Annotated in this window: 14 protein-coding genes; 9 read left to right on the top strand and 5 right to left on the bottom strand. The window is 72.4% G+C overall.

The genetic code is table 11. From position 1 onward, the window contains the following. The first annotated feature begins 430 nt into the window (after positions 1-430). The gene (locus ACFRCG_RS10800; protein ID WP_380030489.1) at positions 431-1,519 is read left to right on the top strand and encodes an RNA ligase (ATP); all 1,089 of its coding nucleotides are present in this window, start codon (positions 431-433) and stop codon (positions 1,517-1,519) included. Positions 1,520-1,602: 83 nt separating this feature from the next. Further along, complete coding sequence (locus tag ACFRCG_RS10795) at positions 1,603-2,094, top strand: YbjN domain-containing protein (RefSeq protein WP_380030488.1); 492 nt, start codon at positions 1,603-1,605, stop codon at positions 2,092-2,094. 78 nt (positions 2,095-2,172) lie between these two features. On the opposite strand, the gene ACFRCG_RS10790 is transcribed toward ACFRCG_RS10795, so the two are convergent. Beyond that, complete coding sequence (locus ACFRCG_RS10790) at positions 2,173-3,324, bottom strand: pyridoxal phosphate-dependent aminotransferase (RefSeq protein ID WP_380030487.1); 1,152 nt, start codon at positions 3,322-3,324, stop codon at positions 2,173-2,175. 231 nt (positions 3,325-3,555) lie between these two features. Between ACFRCG_RS10790 and ACFRCG_RS10785 the strand changes: the two genes are divergently transcribed. Then, positions 3,556-4,062 (top strand): DUF2617 family protein, encoded by a 507-nt coding sequence (locus tag ACFRCG_RS10785; RefSeq protein ID WP_380030486.1) that lies wholly within the window; start codon positions 3,556-3,558, stop codon positions 4,060-4,062. 124 nt (positions 4,063-4,186) lie between these two features. After that, on the top strand, positions 4,187-5,764 hold the full coding sequence (locus tag ACFRCG_RS10780; protein ID WP_380030485.1) for a polyamine aminopropyltransferase: 1,578 nt from the start codon (positions 4,187-4,189) through the stop codon (positions 5,762-5,764). Between the two features lie 25 nt (positions 5,765-5,789). Here ACFRCG_RS10780 and ACFRCG_RS10775 read toward each other — a convergent pair whose 3' ends face one another. Beyond that, positions 5,790-6,983, bottom strand: coding sequence for a lipid II:glycine glycyltransferase FemX (locus ACFRCG_RS10775; RefSeq protein WP_380030484.1), 1,194 nt, complete (start codon positions 6,981-6,983; stop codon positions 5,790-5,792). Positions 6,984-7,121: 138 nt separating this feature from the next. Between ACFRCG_RS10775 and murJ the strand changes: the two genes are divergently transcribed. From murJ to pyrE, 3 genes are all read left to right on the top strand, one after another. Further along, positions 7,122-8,981, top strand: a complete 1,860-nt coding sequence (gene murJ, locus ACFRCG_RS10770) for a murein biosynthesis integral membrane protein MurJ (RefSeq protein ID WP_380030483.1) — start codon at positions 7,122-7,124, stop codon at positions 8,979-8,981. Positions 8,982-9,069: 88 nt separating this feature from the next. Next, positions 9,070-9,816: a hypothetical protein gene (locus ACFRCG_RS10765; protein WP_380030482.1), complete on the top strand. Its 747-nt coding sequence runs from the start codon at positions 9,070-9,072 to the stop codon at positions 9,814-9,816. 37 nt (positions 9,817-9,853) lie between these two features. Then, positions 9,854-10,393 (top strand): orotate phosphoribosyltransferase, encoded by a 540-nt coding sequence (pyrE, locus tag ACFRCG_RS10760; protein ID WP_078976161.1) that lies wholly within the window; start codon positions 9,854-9,856, stop codon positions 10,391-10,393. A 519-nt stretch (positions 10,394-10,912) separates the two neighbouring features. On the opposite strand, the gene ACFRCG_RS10755 is transcribed toward pyrE, so the two are convergent. Beyond that, complete coding sequence (locus ACFRCG_RS10755) at positions 10,913-11,578, bottom strand: DedA family protein (protein ID WP_380030481.1); 666 nt, start codon at positions 11,576-11,578, stop codon at positions 10,913-10,915. Positions 11,579-11,738: 160 nt separating this feature from the next. Here ACFRCG_RS10755 and ACFRCG_RS10750 point away from each other — a divergent pair, with 160 nt between their 5' ends. Then, the gene (locus ACFRCG_RS10750) at positions 11,739-13,175 is read left to right on the top strand and encodes an FAD-dependent oxidoreductase (protein WP_380030480.1); all 1,437 of its coding nucleotides are present in this window, start codon (positions 11,739-11,741) and stop codon (positions 13,173-13,175) included. On the opposite strand, the gene ACFRCG_RS10745 is transcribed toward ACFRCG_RS10750, so the two are convergent. Continuing rightward, positions 13,154-14,146, bottom strand: coding sequence for a hypothetical protein (locus ACFRCG_RS10745; RefSeq protein WP_380030479.1), 993 nt, complete (start codon positions 14,144-14,146; stop codon positions 13,154-13,156). The two genes, ACFRCG_RS10750 and ACFRCG_RS10745, sit on opposite strands and share 22 nt — an antisense overlap. Beyond that, on the bottom strand, positions 14,143-14,769 hold the full coding sequence (locus ACFRCG_RS10740) for a sigma-70 family RNA polymerase sigma factor (protein WP_380030478.1): 627 nt from the start codon (positions 14,767-14,769) through the stop codon (positions 14,143-14,145). Before ACFRCG_RS10740 ends, ACFRCG_RS10745 begins: the two co-directional genes overlap by 4 nt. 460 nt (positions 14,770-15,229) lie before the next feature. Here ACFRCG_RS10740 and fbaA point away from each other — a divergent pair, with 460 nt between their 5' ends. After that, positions 15,230-16,252, top strand: coding sequence for a class II fructose-bisphosphate aldolase (gene fbaA, locus ACFRCG_RS10735; RefSeq protein ID WP_126636586.1), 1,023 nt, complete (start codon positions 15,230-15,232; stop codon positions 16,250-16,252). Positions 16,253-16,345 lie beyond the last annotated feature (93 nt).

Here is a 16,345-nt window from a genome sequence, read left to right as displayed (position 1 = left end):
GGCGGACCTGACCCGAGCCCCACCCTGCCCGCCGCTGCCAGGTGCTTTTCCCGCCGAGCAACACACCCGTCTCGCCGGGAGCCTTCGGCCTCCGAGCCCCGCACGCCGGCGGCGGCCCACCACCGACTCTGACCAGCCCCACACCAGGCCACCCGCGACCAAAGGCGCAACGCCCGCCGGGAGCACCCAGCCCACTCGGGAAGGCCCCGCCGACCCGGCCCGCCCTCGCCGAACCCACGCCGCAACCAAAGCGCCACCCCACCACCTCCCCACCCCACCCCTCCCACCCCACCCACCCCAGCCCGGCTCCGCCCCACCCCCACCCCCACCCCACCCGCCCGTAAATCGTTGGCCACCTCCCCCAGCCCCTTGGGACCGTGGAGCCGACGGGGAAGCCGCCGCCTCGGCGGTCACGGGGAAGGGGCCAGCCATGTCCGCGCTCAAGGTCACGGTCGAGCGGTTGGTGGTGCACCCGCACCCGAATGCCGATGCGTTGGAGCTGGCCCAGGTCGGGCTGTACCGGGCCGTCGTCGCCAAGGGGGCCTACGTCACCGGCGATGTGGCGCTCTACATCCCGGAGCAGGCCGTGTTGCCCGATGGCCTCGTCGAGGAACTCGGGCTCACCGGGAAGCTCGCCGGCTCGGCCAAGAACCGGGTGCGGGCCATCCGGATACGTGGCGAGTTGTCGCAGGGCATCGTCTGTCGGCCGGCCGCGCTGGCCGACCTCGACCTCGACGCCGCGCTCGCCGACGGCAAGGACTTCGCCGAGCTGCTCGGCATCGTCAAATGGGTGCCGCCCATCCCCGTGCACATGAGCGGCGACATCGTGGCCGCGCCCGATCTGCTGCCGTGGGTCGACATGGAGAACATCCGGCGCTACCCGGACCTGTTCACGGCCGGCGAGCCGGTGGTGGCCACCGAGAAGATCCACGGCACCGCCTGCCTCTACACCTACCTCACCCGCACCGGCGAGAGCTTCGTCTCCTCCAAGGGCTTCGGCGCCCGGTCGCAGGCGCTGGTCCGGGACGAGCACAACCTCTACTGGCGCAGCGTGCTCGCGCACCGGCTGCCCGAGGTCGCCGCGGAGGTGGCCGCGCGGTTCGGCGCGGCCCGGGTGGGCGTGTTCGGCGAGGTGTACGGGCAGGGTGTGCAGGACCTGGGCTACGGCGCGCAGGGGCGGTCCGAGCTGCCCGGCTACGCGGTGTTCGACATCGCGCTCGCGGACGAGAGCGGCGCGGTACGGCACGTCGACGCCGAAGAGTTGGTCGGCCTGCTCGCCGATCTCACGACCGCGCCGCCGGTGGTGCCGACCCTGTACGCCGGGCCCTACGACGAGGCCGAACTGCCGGCCCTGGCCGAGGGCCGGGAGACCGTCTCGGGCACCGCCGCGCACCTGCGCGAGGGCCTGGTGGTGCGCCCGGCACGCGAGCGGTACAGCGCCGTGGTCGGGGGGCGCGCGATCGGCAAGATCGTCTCCGCGTCGTACCTGATGCGCAAGGGCGGCACGGAGTACGAATGAGCGCACCTTCGGGCGCCCTCGGGACCCACCGCCCTGGGCCGAATGAGAGAGGATGGCGTTGATACGTCTGGAGAGGATCCTTCATGAGCATCGACCCGTCCTCGCTTCCGAGGTCGACCTTCGTTCCGGCCGCGCCGGTCGTCAAGCCGTCGGCGGACCTGATCAACCAGGTCCTCGACGAACTGCAGGTGAACCATTTCACCGACGACGAGGGCGACATCTGTGCGCCCTGGGATGGCTTCCGCGTCTACTTCATGCTGCGCGGAGACAAGCAGGAGATCTTCACGGTCCGGATGTTCCTGGACCGTGCGTTCGACCCGGCCGACCGGCCGCGGATGCTGGAACTGCTGGACGAGTGGCACCGCCAGTTCTTCTGGCCCAAGGTCTACACGCACGAGCACGAGGAGCAGCTGCGGCTGATCGGCGAGGCCCAGCTCGACTGCGAGCCGGGGATCAACCGCGAGCTGTTCGTGTTCACCACGCGCGCGTGGATCAGCACGTGCATCTCGTTCGCGAACTGGATCACCGAGCAGTACGGCCCCGAGGACAAGCCGGCGACCGACGGCGAGGCATAGGCGGAACCCGCGCGTGTGGGGGCCGCCGACCGACCCCCACACGCAACCGCCCCACCCCCCGTTTCCACGGGGCGGGACTCAGCCGGCGAGCCGCTTGGCGGCCTCCTCCAGGACCTCGACGCGCTTGCAGAAGGCGAAGCGGACCAGGGGGCGGCCCACCTCCGTGTCGTCGAAGAAGACCACCTCGGGGATCGCGACCACGCCGCGCAGTTCGGGTAGCTTGCGGCAGAAGTCGAGGCCGTCGGCGTAGCCGAGCGGGGTGATGTCGGTGGTGGTGAAGTAGGTGCCCTGCGGCTCGTAGACGGTCAGTCCGGCCGCCCGCAATCCGCCGCCGAGCAGGTCGCGCTTGTGCCGCAGGTCCTCGCGCAGCCCGTCGAAGTACGTGTCCGGCAGGCGCAGCGCGTGTGCGATCGCGGGCTGGAACGGGGCGCCCGAGGTGTAGGTCAGGAACTGCTTGGTCGTACGCACCGCCGCGATCAGCTCCCTCGGCGCGCACACCCAGCCGACCTTCCAGCCGGTGAACGAGAACGTCTTGCCCGCCGACGAGATGGTGACGGTGCGCTCGCGCATGCCCGGCAGGGTCGAGATCGGGATGTGCTCGCCGGTGTAGACCAGGTGTTCGTACACCTCGTCGGTGACCACGATCAGGTCGTGCTCGATCGCGACGGCGGCGATCGCCTCCAGCTCGGCCCGGGTGAGCACCGTGCCGGTCGGGTTGTGCGGGGTGTTGAGCATGATCACCCGGGTGCGGTCGGTGACCGCCGCGCGCAGCTCGTCGAGGTCCGGACGAAAGTGCGGGGGGCGCAGGGTGACGCCCACCCGGCGGGCGCCGGCCATCGCGATGCAGGCCGCGTACGAGTCGTAGAACGGTTCGAGCGCGATCACCTCGTCGCCCGGCTCGAGCAGCGCGAGCAGCGCGGCGGCGATCGCCTCGGTGGCGCCGGTGGTGATCAGCACCTCGCCGTCCGGGTCGAACGTCTGGTCGTAGAAGCGCTGCCGGTGCTCCGCCACGGCCAGCCGTAGATCCGGGATGCCGTCGCCGGGCGGGTATTGGTTCGCCCCGTCGCGCATCGCCGCGACGGCCGCCTCGATCACCTCCGCCGGGCCGTCGGTGTCGGGGAAACCCTGGCCGAGGTTGATCGCGCCGGTGGTGCGCGCGAGGGCGGACATCTCGGCGAAGATCGTCGTGCCGAGGCCGTCGAGGTGTCTGGCCAACAGGGGTCGGTTCATCCGTACGGCTCCTTCGCGAGGGTCGGCTCTTCGGGCCCATCCTCGCCTGCGACACCCCGGTGCTCACAGGGCGCCCTTCACCCGTTCGTGTGATTGTCTTTCACCTTCGTGGGTGACGACGGTGTGCCTTCGTGCGCCTACGGTGAGTCATGTCCCCTGGTTTGCAGCCGATTGTCGCCCCGGGAGCCTCCCGAGGGTGTTCCCCGTTGCCCGGACAGATGAGCGCGAGACATGCACGCCACACTCACCACCACGTACACCGACACCCGTGCGGACGCCCTCGGCTGGTGCCTGGGCCTGCCGCCCCTTCCCGCGTTGGCCGCGCGCGACGTCGACCTCGGAGGACTGAAGCTGGACCTGCGCCTGCTCGGCGCCTCGCACCAGGTGCTGATCGCCCCCGAGCAGGGCGGGGGCGAGCCGGCGTCCGAGACGGTCGCGTGCGTGCCGGGCGCGGCCACCCCGCTGCCCGCCCGGGCGGCGACCCGCCTCGGTCGGTGGGAGTACGAGTTCACCGCACTGACCCAGCAACTCGGCGACAGCGCGTTCGCGGCCCGGGTGCGCGAGATCGTCGCGCTGGCCACCGGGCACCGCTACGGCCTGATCGGCGAGTATCCGGGGCTGCCGTACGCGGTCACCGCCATGGTGGTGGAGCGCTGCGGGGCGGGCGCGGTCTGGTCCACGTGGCACACGTACCCGCAGGAATGCCGGATCGTGAGCACCCGGAGCCGCGCGATGTGAGGCCACACGCGCGCGAGACCGGCGGGCGCGGGCCCGGCGCGCCCACCCGCACCGCGTAGTCGGATCGGGTGAACCGTCGGCGCGTTCGGCGACCCCCGCGCGCTGCGCGCCTAGCGTGCTCGGGGTGAACTCCCCAGCGCCGCGCGCCGCCACGATCGTGCGCGCGTCGGCTGCCCGGTCCCCCTCCACCGCGATCGCCCCCGGGCCCGCGCGATTCGTGGTCCTGCTCGCCGTCCTCGTCTGCGCGGCCTGCGGCCTGGTCTACGAACTCGCGCTGGCCGCGCTCGGCGGCACGCTGGGCGGCGATCCGGTGGTGGAGACCTCGATCGTGTTGTCGGTGATGGTCTTCGCGATGGGCGTCGGCGCGCTCGTCGCCAAGCCGTTGGTGCGCCGCGCGGCACCGGCGTTCCTGGCCGCCGAGATCCTGCTCGCCGCGTGCGGCGGGATGTGCGCGACCGTGCTGTTCGCCGGGTTCGCCTGGTACGACGTCTACCGCTGGCCGATGATCGCCGTCGCGGCCGTGCTCGGGCTGCTGATCGGCGCCGAGATCCCGCTGCTGATGACGCTCGTTCAGCGGATCCGGCCGCAGGAGGCGGGCAGCGCGGTGGCCGACCTGTTCGCGGCCGACTACGTGGGCGCGCTGGTCGGCGGCCTGCTCTTCCCGTTCCTGCTGCTGCCGCGCCTGGGCCAACTGCGCACCGTGGTGCTCGCGGGCATGGTCAACGCGATCGCCGGCGCGCTCGTGGTGTTGTGGCTGTTCCGGGCCGACCTGCCGGCGCGCCTACGGATGGGCATGTACGTCGCGGTGGGCGCCGTGCTCGCGCTGCTCGCCGGCACCTGGCTGTACACGCCCGCCTTCGAACGGGCCGCGCGCGACGCCCTCTACGACGGCGACGTGGTGTCCGCCCACGGGGACGTGGTGGTCACCCACACGGCCGCCGGCCCCGAGATGTACGTGGCCGGCGAGCGCCGGGTGGCGGCCATGGGGGCGAGCGAGACCGCCCAGGCGCTGGTGCACCCGGCGATGGCCGGCCGGCACGAACGGGTGCTCGTGCTCGGCGGGGGCGACGGGCTGGCCCTGCGCGAGGTGCTGCGCTACGCGGCGGTGCGCGACGTGGTGGTCGTGGTCGCACACCTGGGCGAGACCGCGCCCGCCCGCACCGATCCCGCCCTGCGCGCCCTCGCCGGCGACGCGTTCGCCGACCCCCGGGTGCGGGTCGTCGGCGCGGACGCCTTCGCGTGGGTACGGGCGAGCGCCGAGCGCTTCGACGTGGTGGTCGCCGACCTGCCCGGGCCCACCGTCGGCGCCGCCGCGCGCCTGTACACCCAGGAGTTCTACGGCCTGACCCGCACCGTGCTGCGCCCGGCGGGCCGGATCGTGGTGCGCGCGCCCGCGCCCGACGCGCATCCCCGGGCGTTCTGGTGCGCCGACGCGGGCCTGCGCGCCGCGGGGCTGCGCACCCTGCCCTACCGGATCACCGTGCCGGGCCCGGCCGATCGCGGCTTCCTGCTCGCGGCGCCCGCGCTCGTGCCCGGGGCCGCGTTGCGGCCGGCCGACGACGCGCCGGACCCGGCGGTCGTACCGTTCCTCGCCGCCGACCGCCCCGCCCTCGCGAGTTCGTTCCCGCCGCACGAGGCGCGGGTGGAGGTGCCGCCGTCCACCCTGAACGACCCGCGCATCGCCGACTACGCCCGCGAGTAGCCCGGCCCGCGGGTGGCCCACCCGCTCAGCGGATCGACATGTAGGCGCGGAACGCCTTGTGCAGCGCGGGCTGCACCGGGTACTCCCACTCGCCCAGGTTCTCCACCACGCGCCCGTTCGTCCCCAGCTTCCAGCGCAGCACCCCGAACAGCCGGTCGTCGGGGTCGATCACCGGACTGACCCCGCGCATGTCGTAGACCGGTATACCGCGCTCGTGCACGTCCTGGATCATCCGCCACTGGAGCGCGTGGCTGGGCCGCACCCCTCGGCCGTGGTCGGTGGAGGCGCCGGTCTGGTACCAGACCCGCTCGCCCGCGGTGATCAGCGTGTGCGCGGCCAGGAGCCGATCCTCGAACCGGGCCAGGTACAGCTTCATCCGACCCGCCGCCTCCGTGTTCAGCGCCCGGTACTGCCGCTGGTAGTAGGGGAGTTCGCGGCCCAGCCGGAACCCGTTGCGGCGCTCGGTCACCTGGAGCAGGTCGAAGAACGCGGGCAGGTCCTCGTAGCCGCCCACGGCGATGTCCACGCCCGCCTTGCCCGCCTTGGCGATCGCGCGCTTCCACTCCTGGTTGAAGCCCGCCTTGACCTGGTCCAAGGCCCGCCCCTCGAACGGCAGCTCGAAGGTGTACCGGGGCTGCGCGTCCGCGCCGTCGCCCGAGGCCCGCCACCCCAGGTCGCCCAGCCGCAGCGCGACCGTCGCGCCCAGCGGGTCGATCTCGTCCGGGGTGACCCGATCCAGGTGCTTGAGCCCGTGCCGGACCGCGTCCTTGACGGTCTGCGCCTGCCAGCGCCGATGGGCCAGCGGCGGCCCCATCCGCACAGTGAACACGTGCCTGGCGCGCATGTGTTCGATCAGCGGTGCCAGCCAGCGCTGCGGGTTCGGGTCGGCCCAGTCGATCACCGGGCCCTCGGGGAGGTACGCGAACCAGTACGGCACCTTGGGCATCTTGCGGTACAGCACCAGGGCCGTGCCGACCACGGCGCCGTCCGCGTCGAACCAGCCGATGCCCTCGCTGCGCCACGCCTCCTTGACCACGGCCCACGACGGGTACTGCAGGAACCCCGCGTCGCCGCGCCCGTCGAGATGCGCGAGGTGCGCGTCCGCGGTCAGCGGGGCGACCCGCAACGCCCGGTCGGCCGGCCCGGCGGGCGCGACGGAGCCGGCGGGCGCGGCGGGAACGGACGGTCGGGCGGGCGGCGCCGGAAGCAGCGTGACCACGGGACGTCTCCTAGGGGACGGAGTGATGCGGGTGGGGTAGCCCCGCAAACCCTTAGAGCCCGTGGGTGAACGGTTTCGTCACCGAGAAATTCGGATGCAACGGAAGTGGCCTCCCAGGCACTCAGACAACGGGGGAGCATGTCCGAAACCCCGAACGCGGCCGAATTGGAGACGTTTGTGAGCCATGTCGTCTCGGGCCGACCGGGGGGCCGGCACGCTCGTGCGGAGGATCGCCGACCCGGGTCCGAGACACCGGCGCGCGGGCCCGCGCGCCCGGTCGAGCGGGCGCCGGGTCGGGGCGAAGGGGGCAACACCGAAAAAGCCGGCGGCCGATCGACGCTGCGCGGCGGCGCGAGCCTGGCGCTCGGCTCCGCGGTCTCCCGGCTGACCGGCTTCGCCCGCAGCGCCACCGTGGTCGCGGCACTGGGCACCGGCCTGTTCGCCGACGGCTACAACGTGGCGAACACGGTGCCCAACATCCTCTACATCCTGCTCGTCGGCGGCGCGCTCAACTCGGTCCTGGTACCGCAACTGGTGCGCGCGGCCCGGCGCGACGCCGACGGCGGGGCCGGATACACCGACCGGCTGCTGACCGCGGTGGGCTGCCTGCTGCTCGTGCTCACCCTCGCCGGCGTGCTCGCGGCGCCCGCGATCGTGTCCGCCTACGCGGACTACGACGGCGCTCAGCGCACGCTGACCGTCGCGCTGGCCCGGATGTGTCTGCCGCAGATCCTCTTCTACGGCATGTTCGCGCTGCTCGGCGAAGTGCTCAACGCGCGTGGGCGGTTCGGGCCGATGGCCTGGACGCCGATCCTGAACAACGTCGTGGTGATCGCGGTCTTCGGGTCCTTCCTGCTGGTCGCGCACGACGTGCGGGACGCGCAGGGCATCACCCCGGCGCAGGTCCGCCTCCTCGGCCTGGGCACCACGCTCGGCATCGTCGTACAGGCGCTGACCCTGGTGCCCTACCTGCGCGCGGCGGGGGTGCGCTTTCGGCCCCGCTTCGACTGGCGCGGCCACGGCCTGGGCGCGCCGCTGCGGATGGCCGGGTGGGCGGTCGCCATGGTCGGCGTCTCGCAGCTTGGCTACTGGCTGGTGACCCGGCTCGCGGTCGAGGTGTCCGACAAGGCGGTGAAGTCCGGGCTCGGCCACGGCGTGGGCTACACCGCCTACGCCAACGCGCAGTTGCTCTGGATCGTGCCGCACGGTGTGGTCACCGTGTCGATCGTGACCATGCTGATGCCCCGGATCAGCCGCGCGGCGGCCGACGGACACCCCGCCACGGTCCGCGCGTTGGTCTCCCGGGGCCTGCGGCTGAACGCCCTGGTGATCGTGCCGGTGTCGTTCCTGTTCCTCGCGCTCGGCCCGCAGGTGACCGCGGTGGTCTTCCAGCACGGCATCACCACCGAGGCGGACACCCGTGCGATGGGCCTGATGTTGACCGCGTTCGCGCCCGGGCTGATCGCCTACTCGGGGCAATACCTGATCCAGCGCGGCCTGTACGCGGTACAGGACGCCCGCACGCCGTTCTGGGCCAACGCGGCGATGACCGCGGCCGGCGCGCTGTTCTCGCTGATCGCCTACTGGACGCTGCCCGCCGAGTGGGCGGTCACCGGGATGGCCGCCGGATACAGCGTCGCGCAGGTGATCGGCCTGGTGTGGCTGGCCCGGGTGTTGCGCCGGCGGCTGCGCGGCTTGGACACGGTCCGGGTGGCGCGTACCCACCTGGGCTTGGCGCTGGTCTCCTCGGGCGCCGCGGGCGGCTCCTGGCTCCTGGCCCGCTGGTGCGCGCACACGCTCGGCTCGGGGCCGCTGGGGGCCGCCGTCGCGCTGGCCGGCGCGGTCGTGTTGTTCGCGGTGATCGTGGCGCCCGTGGCCTACCCGAGGGCCCGCCGACTGTGGTTGCCCGAGGAGCCGGCGCGGCCGGCCCCGGACCCGGACGCGATGCCGAGGGTGATCGACCCCGACGCGCCGACCGGGCGGCACCGGCGGGTGTGATGGGGTGGGCGGTACACACCGACCGTCCGGGTCGGTGCGCGGGCTCGTCGCCGGACGGCGGCCCGCCGCCACGAACGGGGGAGAACGGATGCAGTACGAGGTCGTCGTGCCGATCCCGGTCCGATCTGTCTGGGAGACCTTCCACGACGCCGAACGCCTGGGGCGGTGCATCCCGGGCCTGACGCCCGAGGAGCCGGTCCGCGGCGGTACCGAGGGCGTCGTGCTGACCGGCCGCTGGCGGGTGCGGGTCGACGCCGACACCGTCGCCTTCCGCGGCCTGCTCCGGCTCGCCGCCGCGGCCGAGCCGCTGGCGCTGATCGCGACCGTGGTCGGGGTCGAGGAGCCGGGCGCCGCCGGGGGCGAGGGGTTGCCGGCCGCCCGCCTGGACGCCGAGTTCACGGTGCGGCTGTACGACCTCGCCGCGGCCGAGGACGACGACGCGGAGCACGCCGGCGAGACCCGGATCGTGTTCGCCGCCGAGCCGGGCGAGTTCGGCCCGGTCGAGGCCGCGCGGCAGGCCGCGTTCGCCCGTGCGGCCGACCTGTTCGCCGCCGCGCTGGCCGACGAACTCGCGCCCGAGACGGCGGCCGACACGCCGTTCGAGCCGGTCCGCCCGCTCGCCGAGCCGTTCTCGACGCCGCCGCCGCGCACCCGGCCCGTGCCGCCGCGTCCGGCCGAGGCCGGCTCCGAGGCGGACCTGTGGTCCGAGGTCGGACACGGCAGCGGCCGCGCGGCGCGTCGGGCGATCCGGGTGCTGGTCCCGGCGCTGGGCGCGGTCGTGCTCTGGCGCCTGGTCCGGGTACGGGCCCGCCGCGAGCGCGTCGGCCGAGCCTGAACGGGCCGGGTGGGTCGCGGCGATAGGCTCCCGTGCCATGACCTCCGACCGTGATGCGCTGCTCGAACAGATCAAGACCAAGGCCGTCGTGCACGGCCGGGTCGTCCTGTCCTCCGGTCGGGAGGCGGACTACTACGTCGACCTGCGCCGGATCACCCTGGACGGCGAGGCCGCGCCGCTGGTCGGCAAGGTCATGCTCGACCTCACCGCCGACCTGGACTTCGACGCGGTCGGCGGACTGACCCTGGGCGCCGACCCGGTGGCCGGGGCGATGCTGCACGCCGCCGCCGCGCGGGGCCGCAGGCTGGACGCGTTCGTGGTGCGCAAGGCCGGCAAGGCGCACGGCCTGCAGCGCCGGATCGAGGGCCCGGACGTACGGGGCCGCCGGGTGCTCGCGGTCGAGGACACCTCCACCACGGGCGGCTCGGTGCTGACCGCCGTCGAGGCGCTGCGCGAGGCCGGCGCCGAGGTCGTCGCGGTCGCGGTGATCGTCGAGCGCGGTGCCGCGCCCACCGTGGAAAAGGCCGGCCTCGAGTATCGGGTCGCCTACCACCTGGAAGACCTCGAACTGAATTAGCGGCCCCCCGCCCGCGCATTTTGCCGTCGGCCGTCCCGTGTGATGCCTTGCGCATTCATGGGACGGCCATTGCTTTTTTCGCCGTCTCGGATATTGTCGAACCAGTTCCGACGTCGGCGCGTCCGCCGACCGGACTTCCCGGGGGGGGAAGTATGAATTCGTCGTGTATGCCGCCCTGCACGCGCTCGCCGCGCTCTCGCGGCCGAGTCGTCCTGCGCCGATCGGGGCGTTGAACACCTCTGCCCTTTCCCCTCGGGCCGCCGGGTCGGTTCCCCGTCCGACCCGGCGGCCACCTTCGCCTTCGGCACCCTCCGAGGCCACCCCGCTCCCGGTCCCCGTCCGGGGGCGGGGTGTTTCGCATTGCACCGACCGCCCGGCGGCCCGACGCACGGCGAAGCGAAAAGGTTGTACGGCCGCGTATTTCATTCCGGTCAATTGCCGGTGTCGTACCCGGAACGTGCTTCGGGGACAAAAAGCGGCGGCGCGCCAATGCGCACCGCCGCTTCGGAGCGTATGTGTTCAGTTACCCGAGGAAGCCGCTTCGCGCTTCGCCTCCCGCTTGCTGCGCACGACCTCGATGATGATCGGCAGCACCGAGATGAGCACGATGACGAAAACGCCCGGCAAAAGATATTTGTCGATGCTGCTGCCGATCGTGTCACCGAGCTTGTAGCCGAGCAGGATGATGCCGTCGGTCCACACCAGGCCGCCGATGACGTTCCAGAGGAAGAATGTCCGGGCGGGCATCTCCAGCACACCGGCGACCGGGTTCAGGAAGGTGCGGACGATCGGGATGAACCGGGCGAGCAGCACCGCCTTGGCCGGGCCGAACTTCTCGAAGTACTGCTCGGCCTTGGTCACGTACTCGGCCTTGAACAGCTTCGAGTCCGGTTTGCTGAACATCTTCGTGCCGTAGCGGGCACCCAGGAAATGGCCGAACTGGGCACCGGCGATCGCACACAGCGGTGCCCCGAGGAGCAGCCAGGGCAGCGAGATGGACGTGCCGACGATCTCCTCCGCCGACGAGGACGCGGCGACGCCGGCCAGGAACAGCATCGAGTCGCCGGGGAAGAAGAACCCGACCAGCAGACCCGTCTCGGCGAAGATGATCGCGAGGATGCCGATGAGTCCGAACGTCGAGATGAGGGACGTCGCGTCGAGGACGTTGACAGCTTGGAATTCCACCTTGTGAGGGTAGTGCGCGGGTGGCCCGCGTGGTCACCCGTCCCCGCTCCGGGGCACGCATCATTACCGGGTCGGGACGTCCGGCGGCGATCGAGGGCCGTTTTCGGCGGCGTCCGCACCTGCGCGGACACACGTACGCACACAGAGTCAGGGGTAGCACGTGGGCAACGAGCGGCTGGTGGTGATCGGCGGTGACGCCGCCGGGATGAGTGCGGCCTCGCAGGCCCGGCGGCGGCGCGGCGAGGACGACCTGGAGATCGTGGTGATCGAGCGGGGCCGGTTCACCTCGTACTCCGCGTGCGGCATCCCGTATCTGGTCTCCGGGGACGTGGACGGCCCCGACGCGCTGATCGCACGGACGCCCGACGAGCACCGCAAGCGCGGGATCGACCTGCGCCTGGGCGTCGAGGCGGAGGGTCTGGACCTGGATCGCCGCAGGGTGGAGATCCGCGACCTGACCACCGGCAGGGCCGACCGGATCGGCTTCGACCACTTGGTCCTGGCCACCGGCGCGGTGCCGATCCGGCCGCCGCTGCCCGGGATCGACGCGCCCGGCGTGCACGGCGTGCAGACCCTGGAGGACGCCCGCGAGCTGATCGAGTGGTTGGCCCTCGAGCACCGGCGGGCGGTGGTGATCGGCGGCGGCTACATCGGCATCGAGATGGCCGAGGCGATGGTCCGCAAGGGCCTGGCGGTCACCGTCGTGGACCGCTCCGCGCAGCCGATGTCCACCCTGGACCCCGACATGGGCGCCCTGGTGCACGAGGCCATGGAGGGCATGGACATCGACGTGGTGACCGAGACCGAGGTGGTGGGGATCGAGGTGACCGACGGTCGGGCGAGCGCCGTACTGACCGCCGACGGCCGTTTCCCCGCCGACATCGTGGTCCTGGGCCTGGGCGTGCGTCCCGCCACCGAACTCGCCCGCGCGGCCGGCCTGCCGCTCGGCGCGAGCGGCGGGCTGACCACCGACCTGCGAATGCGAGTCGGCGTCGACGGCGGGGCCGAGGGCATCTGGGCCGGCGGCGACTGCGTCGAAGTGCTCGACCTCGTCTCCGGCCGCCGCCGGCACATCGCGCTCGGCACCCACGCGAACAAACACGGCCGGGTGATCGGCACCAACATCGGCGGCGACTACGCCACCTTCCCCGGCGTGGTCGGCACCGCCGTCAGCAAGGTGTGCGACCTGGAGATCGGCCGCACCGGCCTGCGCGAGAAGGACGCGGCGGCGGCCGGCTTCGAGTTCGTCACCGCGACCATCGAGTCCACCGGCCGGGCCGGCTACTACCCGGGCGCGCGGTCGATGCGGGTCAAGATGATCGCCGAGCGCGTCACCGGCCGGCTCCTGGGCGTACAGATCGTCGGCCGCGACGGCGCCGCCAAGCGCATCGACACCGCGGCCGTCGCGCTCACCCACCGGATGACGGTCGAGGAGATCACCTCCCTCGACCTCGGCTACGCGCCCCCGTTCTCCCCGGTCTGGGACCCGATCCTGGTCGCCGCCCGCAAGGCGGCGCAGAAGGTCGCCGAGGATCGCCGACCCGCGACCGGCCCCCGCCGGCCGCCGACCGCGGGTCAGCTCGTCGGCGGTTTGTAGCCGGAGAGATCGAGGGAAGCGACCACCCGGTCGGCGATGTCGGAGCCGGCCGGGAGCCCGATGGTGTGGATGTACACGCCCTGGTCGACCAGCCACCACAGCCGGATGTCGTACGACCCCACGTCGGCGCATGTCACGGTCCAGGAGCGGTACTTCGCGGGATGACCGGCGACCGTCACGGTCGACTTGGCGGTCAGCCGCGTGGTCGACTCCCCGCGCGCCGGAGGCGTGATGGGGACGCCGTCACGCATGCACGACGGCCGGGGCGGTGCGCCGTCGTCCTTGTCGACGGTCCCCGCCGAGGGCCAGCTCCCCGAGGTGTCCGGGACGGGCTCGACGTTGACCCAGGCGCCGTGCCCCAGACAGTCACCGGTGTACGCGGGGTCGGCGAGCACACACTCGTGCCGGGCGTCCTTCCGCACGACCCGCCACGACGGCTGGGTCCGGAACCTCACCGCCGAGACGTCGTCGGATCCGGGCTTGGCGGACGAACCGGGAGCGGTGCTCGCCGGCTTCGACGACGGCGGCCGGGTCGTCGGGCGGCGGTCGGGTCGGATGTCCTCCGACTCCGCCGTGCTCGACTCCGGTGTCCCGTTCGCCTCCGGGACGTCGGCCGCGGCGATGTCCGTCGGCGGCGCCGACGTCATGCCGGGAGAGCCGGGGGAGCCGGGGGAGCCGGGGGAGGGGGCCACGAACGCGGTGGGCGGCGGCGTGCGCACCCGGGACTGGAGCGGCGTGCTCCGGTTCGTGGTGGGCGCCTCCACCAGGGACACCCCGCCGACGGCCGCCGCGGCCAGGAGCACCGCGGCCAGCGGCAGCCCGATGGTCTTCCACCGGGAGGGTGCGGCCCCGTCGGGGTGCGGCGGTGACGGCGGTCGCAGCCGGCACACGGTGACGGTGTCCGCCCGGGCCGCCATCGCCGCGCGCAGCAGGTCCTCCACCGATTCGTCGCGCGCATTGTGTTCGGTCACGACTGTTCGTCCTTCATGAGTTTTTCGAGGGCGTCGATGGCACGACTCGCCGTGGACTTCACCGCTCCACGGGAGAGTCCGAGCGTTTCGGCGATCTGCGCCTCCGTCATGTCCGACCAGTAGCGCAGCACGAGCACCTCGCGCTGTCGCGGGGCCAGGCGCTGCACCGCGCCGAGCACCCGCAGATGTTCCTCGGACAGCACCACGGCGTCCTCGGGCGAGGCGGCGGCCGGCTCGTGCGGGGGGACGTAGGCACGGGCCGTGCGGCGCCGGCGCAGCACCGAGCGGGAGAGGTTGACCACCGACGTGCGCAGGTAGGCCATCGCGTTGTCGACGTCGTCCAGGTCCTCGCCGAAGCGGCGGTACAGCGCGGTGAAGGCGTCCTGGACCACGTCCTCGGCGGTGCCCAGGTCGTCCACGAGCAGGATGGAGAGCCGGACCATGCCCAGCCGTTGGGCGTGGTAGAGCTGGGTCAGGGTCGGGCGGGCGGCCGGTTCCTCCCGGCCGCCCCGCAGGACGCGCAGCCGCGGTCGGCGCGGTTCGGCATCGGCCGTCGCGTCCTCGGACGCGGACTCCGGCGATCGCTCGCCGCCCCCGAATGCCGGCATGCTCAGCAGCGCCACGGCCCCGCCGCCCCCTTCGCTGTCATCGGGCCGCCCCCACCCCATGTGCACGGCCCGTGTCCGGTAGACGTCTCGCCCCGCCACGGGTTGCGCCCGCCGCCGAAGTCCCTGTGCATGACAGGGGTGTCCCCTGGGGAAGGTGGTGGGAAGAAAACGAAGACGCGTTCCGTGGGTCGTGATCCCCGCTCTCCGCTTGCCGCTTCACCTACCAAGCAGCTTGTCCGATGGGATGGTTGCGTCCCGAGTGAAAGTCCGTGCGGAAGATTTTTCCGAGCCCGGTGTGGCCTCTGTGGCACCGCTTCGATGATCCGTCGGATCCTCGGTCCGCTCCGCCGAACGTGGCGGACGGGATGCGGTGTCCATCAGGTCGGTCTGCCAGGATGGGCGGCAAGCGGGGATACGGCCATCCGTGTCCGAAACCCTCATATCACCGCCGGCTCGAGCAACAAGGAGCACACGCATGCCCATCGCAACTCCCGAGGTCTACGCCGAGATGCTGGACCGGGCCAAGGCCGGTCGATTCGCCTACCCGGCGATCAACGTGACCTCGTCCCAGACCCTGAACGCGGCGCTGCGCGGGTTCGCCGAGGCGGAGAGCGACGGCATCGTCCAGGTATCCACCGGCGGCGCGGAGTTCCTGTCGGGCACCACCGTCAAGGACATGGTGGTGGGTTCGGTCGCGTTCGCCGAGTACGCGAAGGTGATCGCCGAGAAGTACTCGGTGAACATCGCGCTGCACACCGACCACTGCCCCAAGGACAAGCTCGACGGGTTCATGCGCCCGCTGATCGACATCTCCGCGGAGCGTGTGGCCAAGGGGCAGGACCCGCTGTTCCAGTCGCACATGTGGGACGGCTCGGCCGTACCGCTGGCGGAGAACCTGGAGATCGCCCGTGAGCTGATCGCCAAGTGCGCCGCCGCGCGGATCGTCATGGAGCTGGAGATCGGCGTCGTCGGCGGCGAGGAGGACGGCGTCGCCAACGAGATCAACGACAAGCTCTACACCACCGCGGCCGACGCGCTGGAGACCGTCGAGGCGATCGGCCTGGGCGAGCAGGGCCGCTACATGCTGGCCGCGACCTTCGGCAACGTGCACGGCGTGTACAAGCCGGGCAACGTCAAGCTGCGTCCGAGCATCCTCAAGGACCTCCAGGACGCGGTCGGCGCGAAGTACGGCCGGGAGAAGCCGTTCGACCTGGTCTTCCACGGCGGCTCCGGCTCGCTGCTCGAGGAGATCCGCGAGGCGCTGGACTACGGCGTGGTCAAGATGAACGTCGACACCGACACCCAGTACGCCTTCACCCGCCCGATCGTCGACCACGTGCTGCGCAACTACGACGGTGTGCTGAAGGTGGACGGCGAGGTCGGCAACAAGAAGCTGTACGACCCGCGTTCGTACGGCAAGGCGGCCGAGACCGGGATGGCCGAGCGGGTCGTCGAGGCCTGCCGCGACCTGCGCTCCGCGGGCACCCGGATGAAGTAGTCGACACCCGCGATCGGCGACGATCCGCGCCGAGGCCCGCGACCACGAGGTCGCGGGCCTCGGCGCGTGATGGGCGATCATGGGGTCCATGAC

Source organism: Embleya sp. NPDC056575, assembly GCF_042793325.1.
Lineage (GTDB): Bacteria > Actinomycetota > Actinomycetes > Streptomycetales > Streptomycetaceae > Embleya.
This window is presented reverse-complemented; position numbering and strand designations above follow the sequence as displayed.

What these genes read in the sequence shown, in the direction of transcription:
- ACFRCG_RS10800 (WP_380030489.1), top strand. Translation starts at nt 431, where the DNA reads ATGTCCGCGCTCAAGGTCACGGTCGAGCGGTTGGTGGTGCACCCGCAC.
- ACFRCG_RS10765 (WP_380030482.1), top strand. Translation starts at nt 9,070, where the DNA reads ATGCAGTACGAGGTCGTCGTGCCGATCCCGGTCCGATCTGTCTGGGAG.
- fbaA (WP_126636586.1), top strand. Translation starts at nt 15,230, where the DNA reads ATGCCCATCGCAACTCCCGAGGTCTACGCCGAGATGCTGGACCGGGCC.
- ACFRCG_RS10785 (WP_380030486.1), top strand. Translation starts at nt 3,556, where the DNA reads ATGCACGCCACACTCACCACCACGTACACCGACACCCGTGCGGACGCC.
- murJ (WP_380030483.1), top strand. Translation starts at nt 7,122, where the DNA reads ATGTCCGAAACCCCGAACGCGGCCGAATTGGAGACGTTTGTGAGCCAT.
- pyrE (WP_078976161.1), top strand. Translation starts at nt 9,854, where the DNA reads ATGACCTCCGACCGTGATGCGCTGCTCGAACAGATCAAGACCAAGGCC.
- ACFRCG_RS10790 (WP_380030487.1), bottom strand. Translation starts at nt 3,324, where the DNA reads ATGAACCGACCCCTGTTGGCCAGACACCTCGACGGCCTCGGCACGACG.
- ACFRCG_RS10795 (WP_380030488.1), top strand. Translation starts at nt 1,603, where the DNA reads ATGAGCATCGACCCGTCCTCGCTTCCGAGGTCGACCTTCGTTCCGGCC.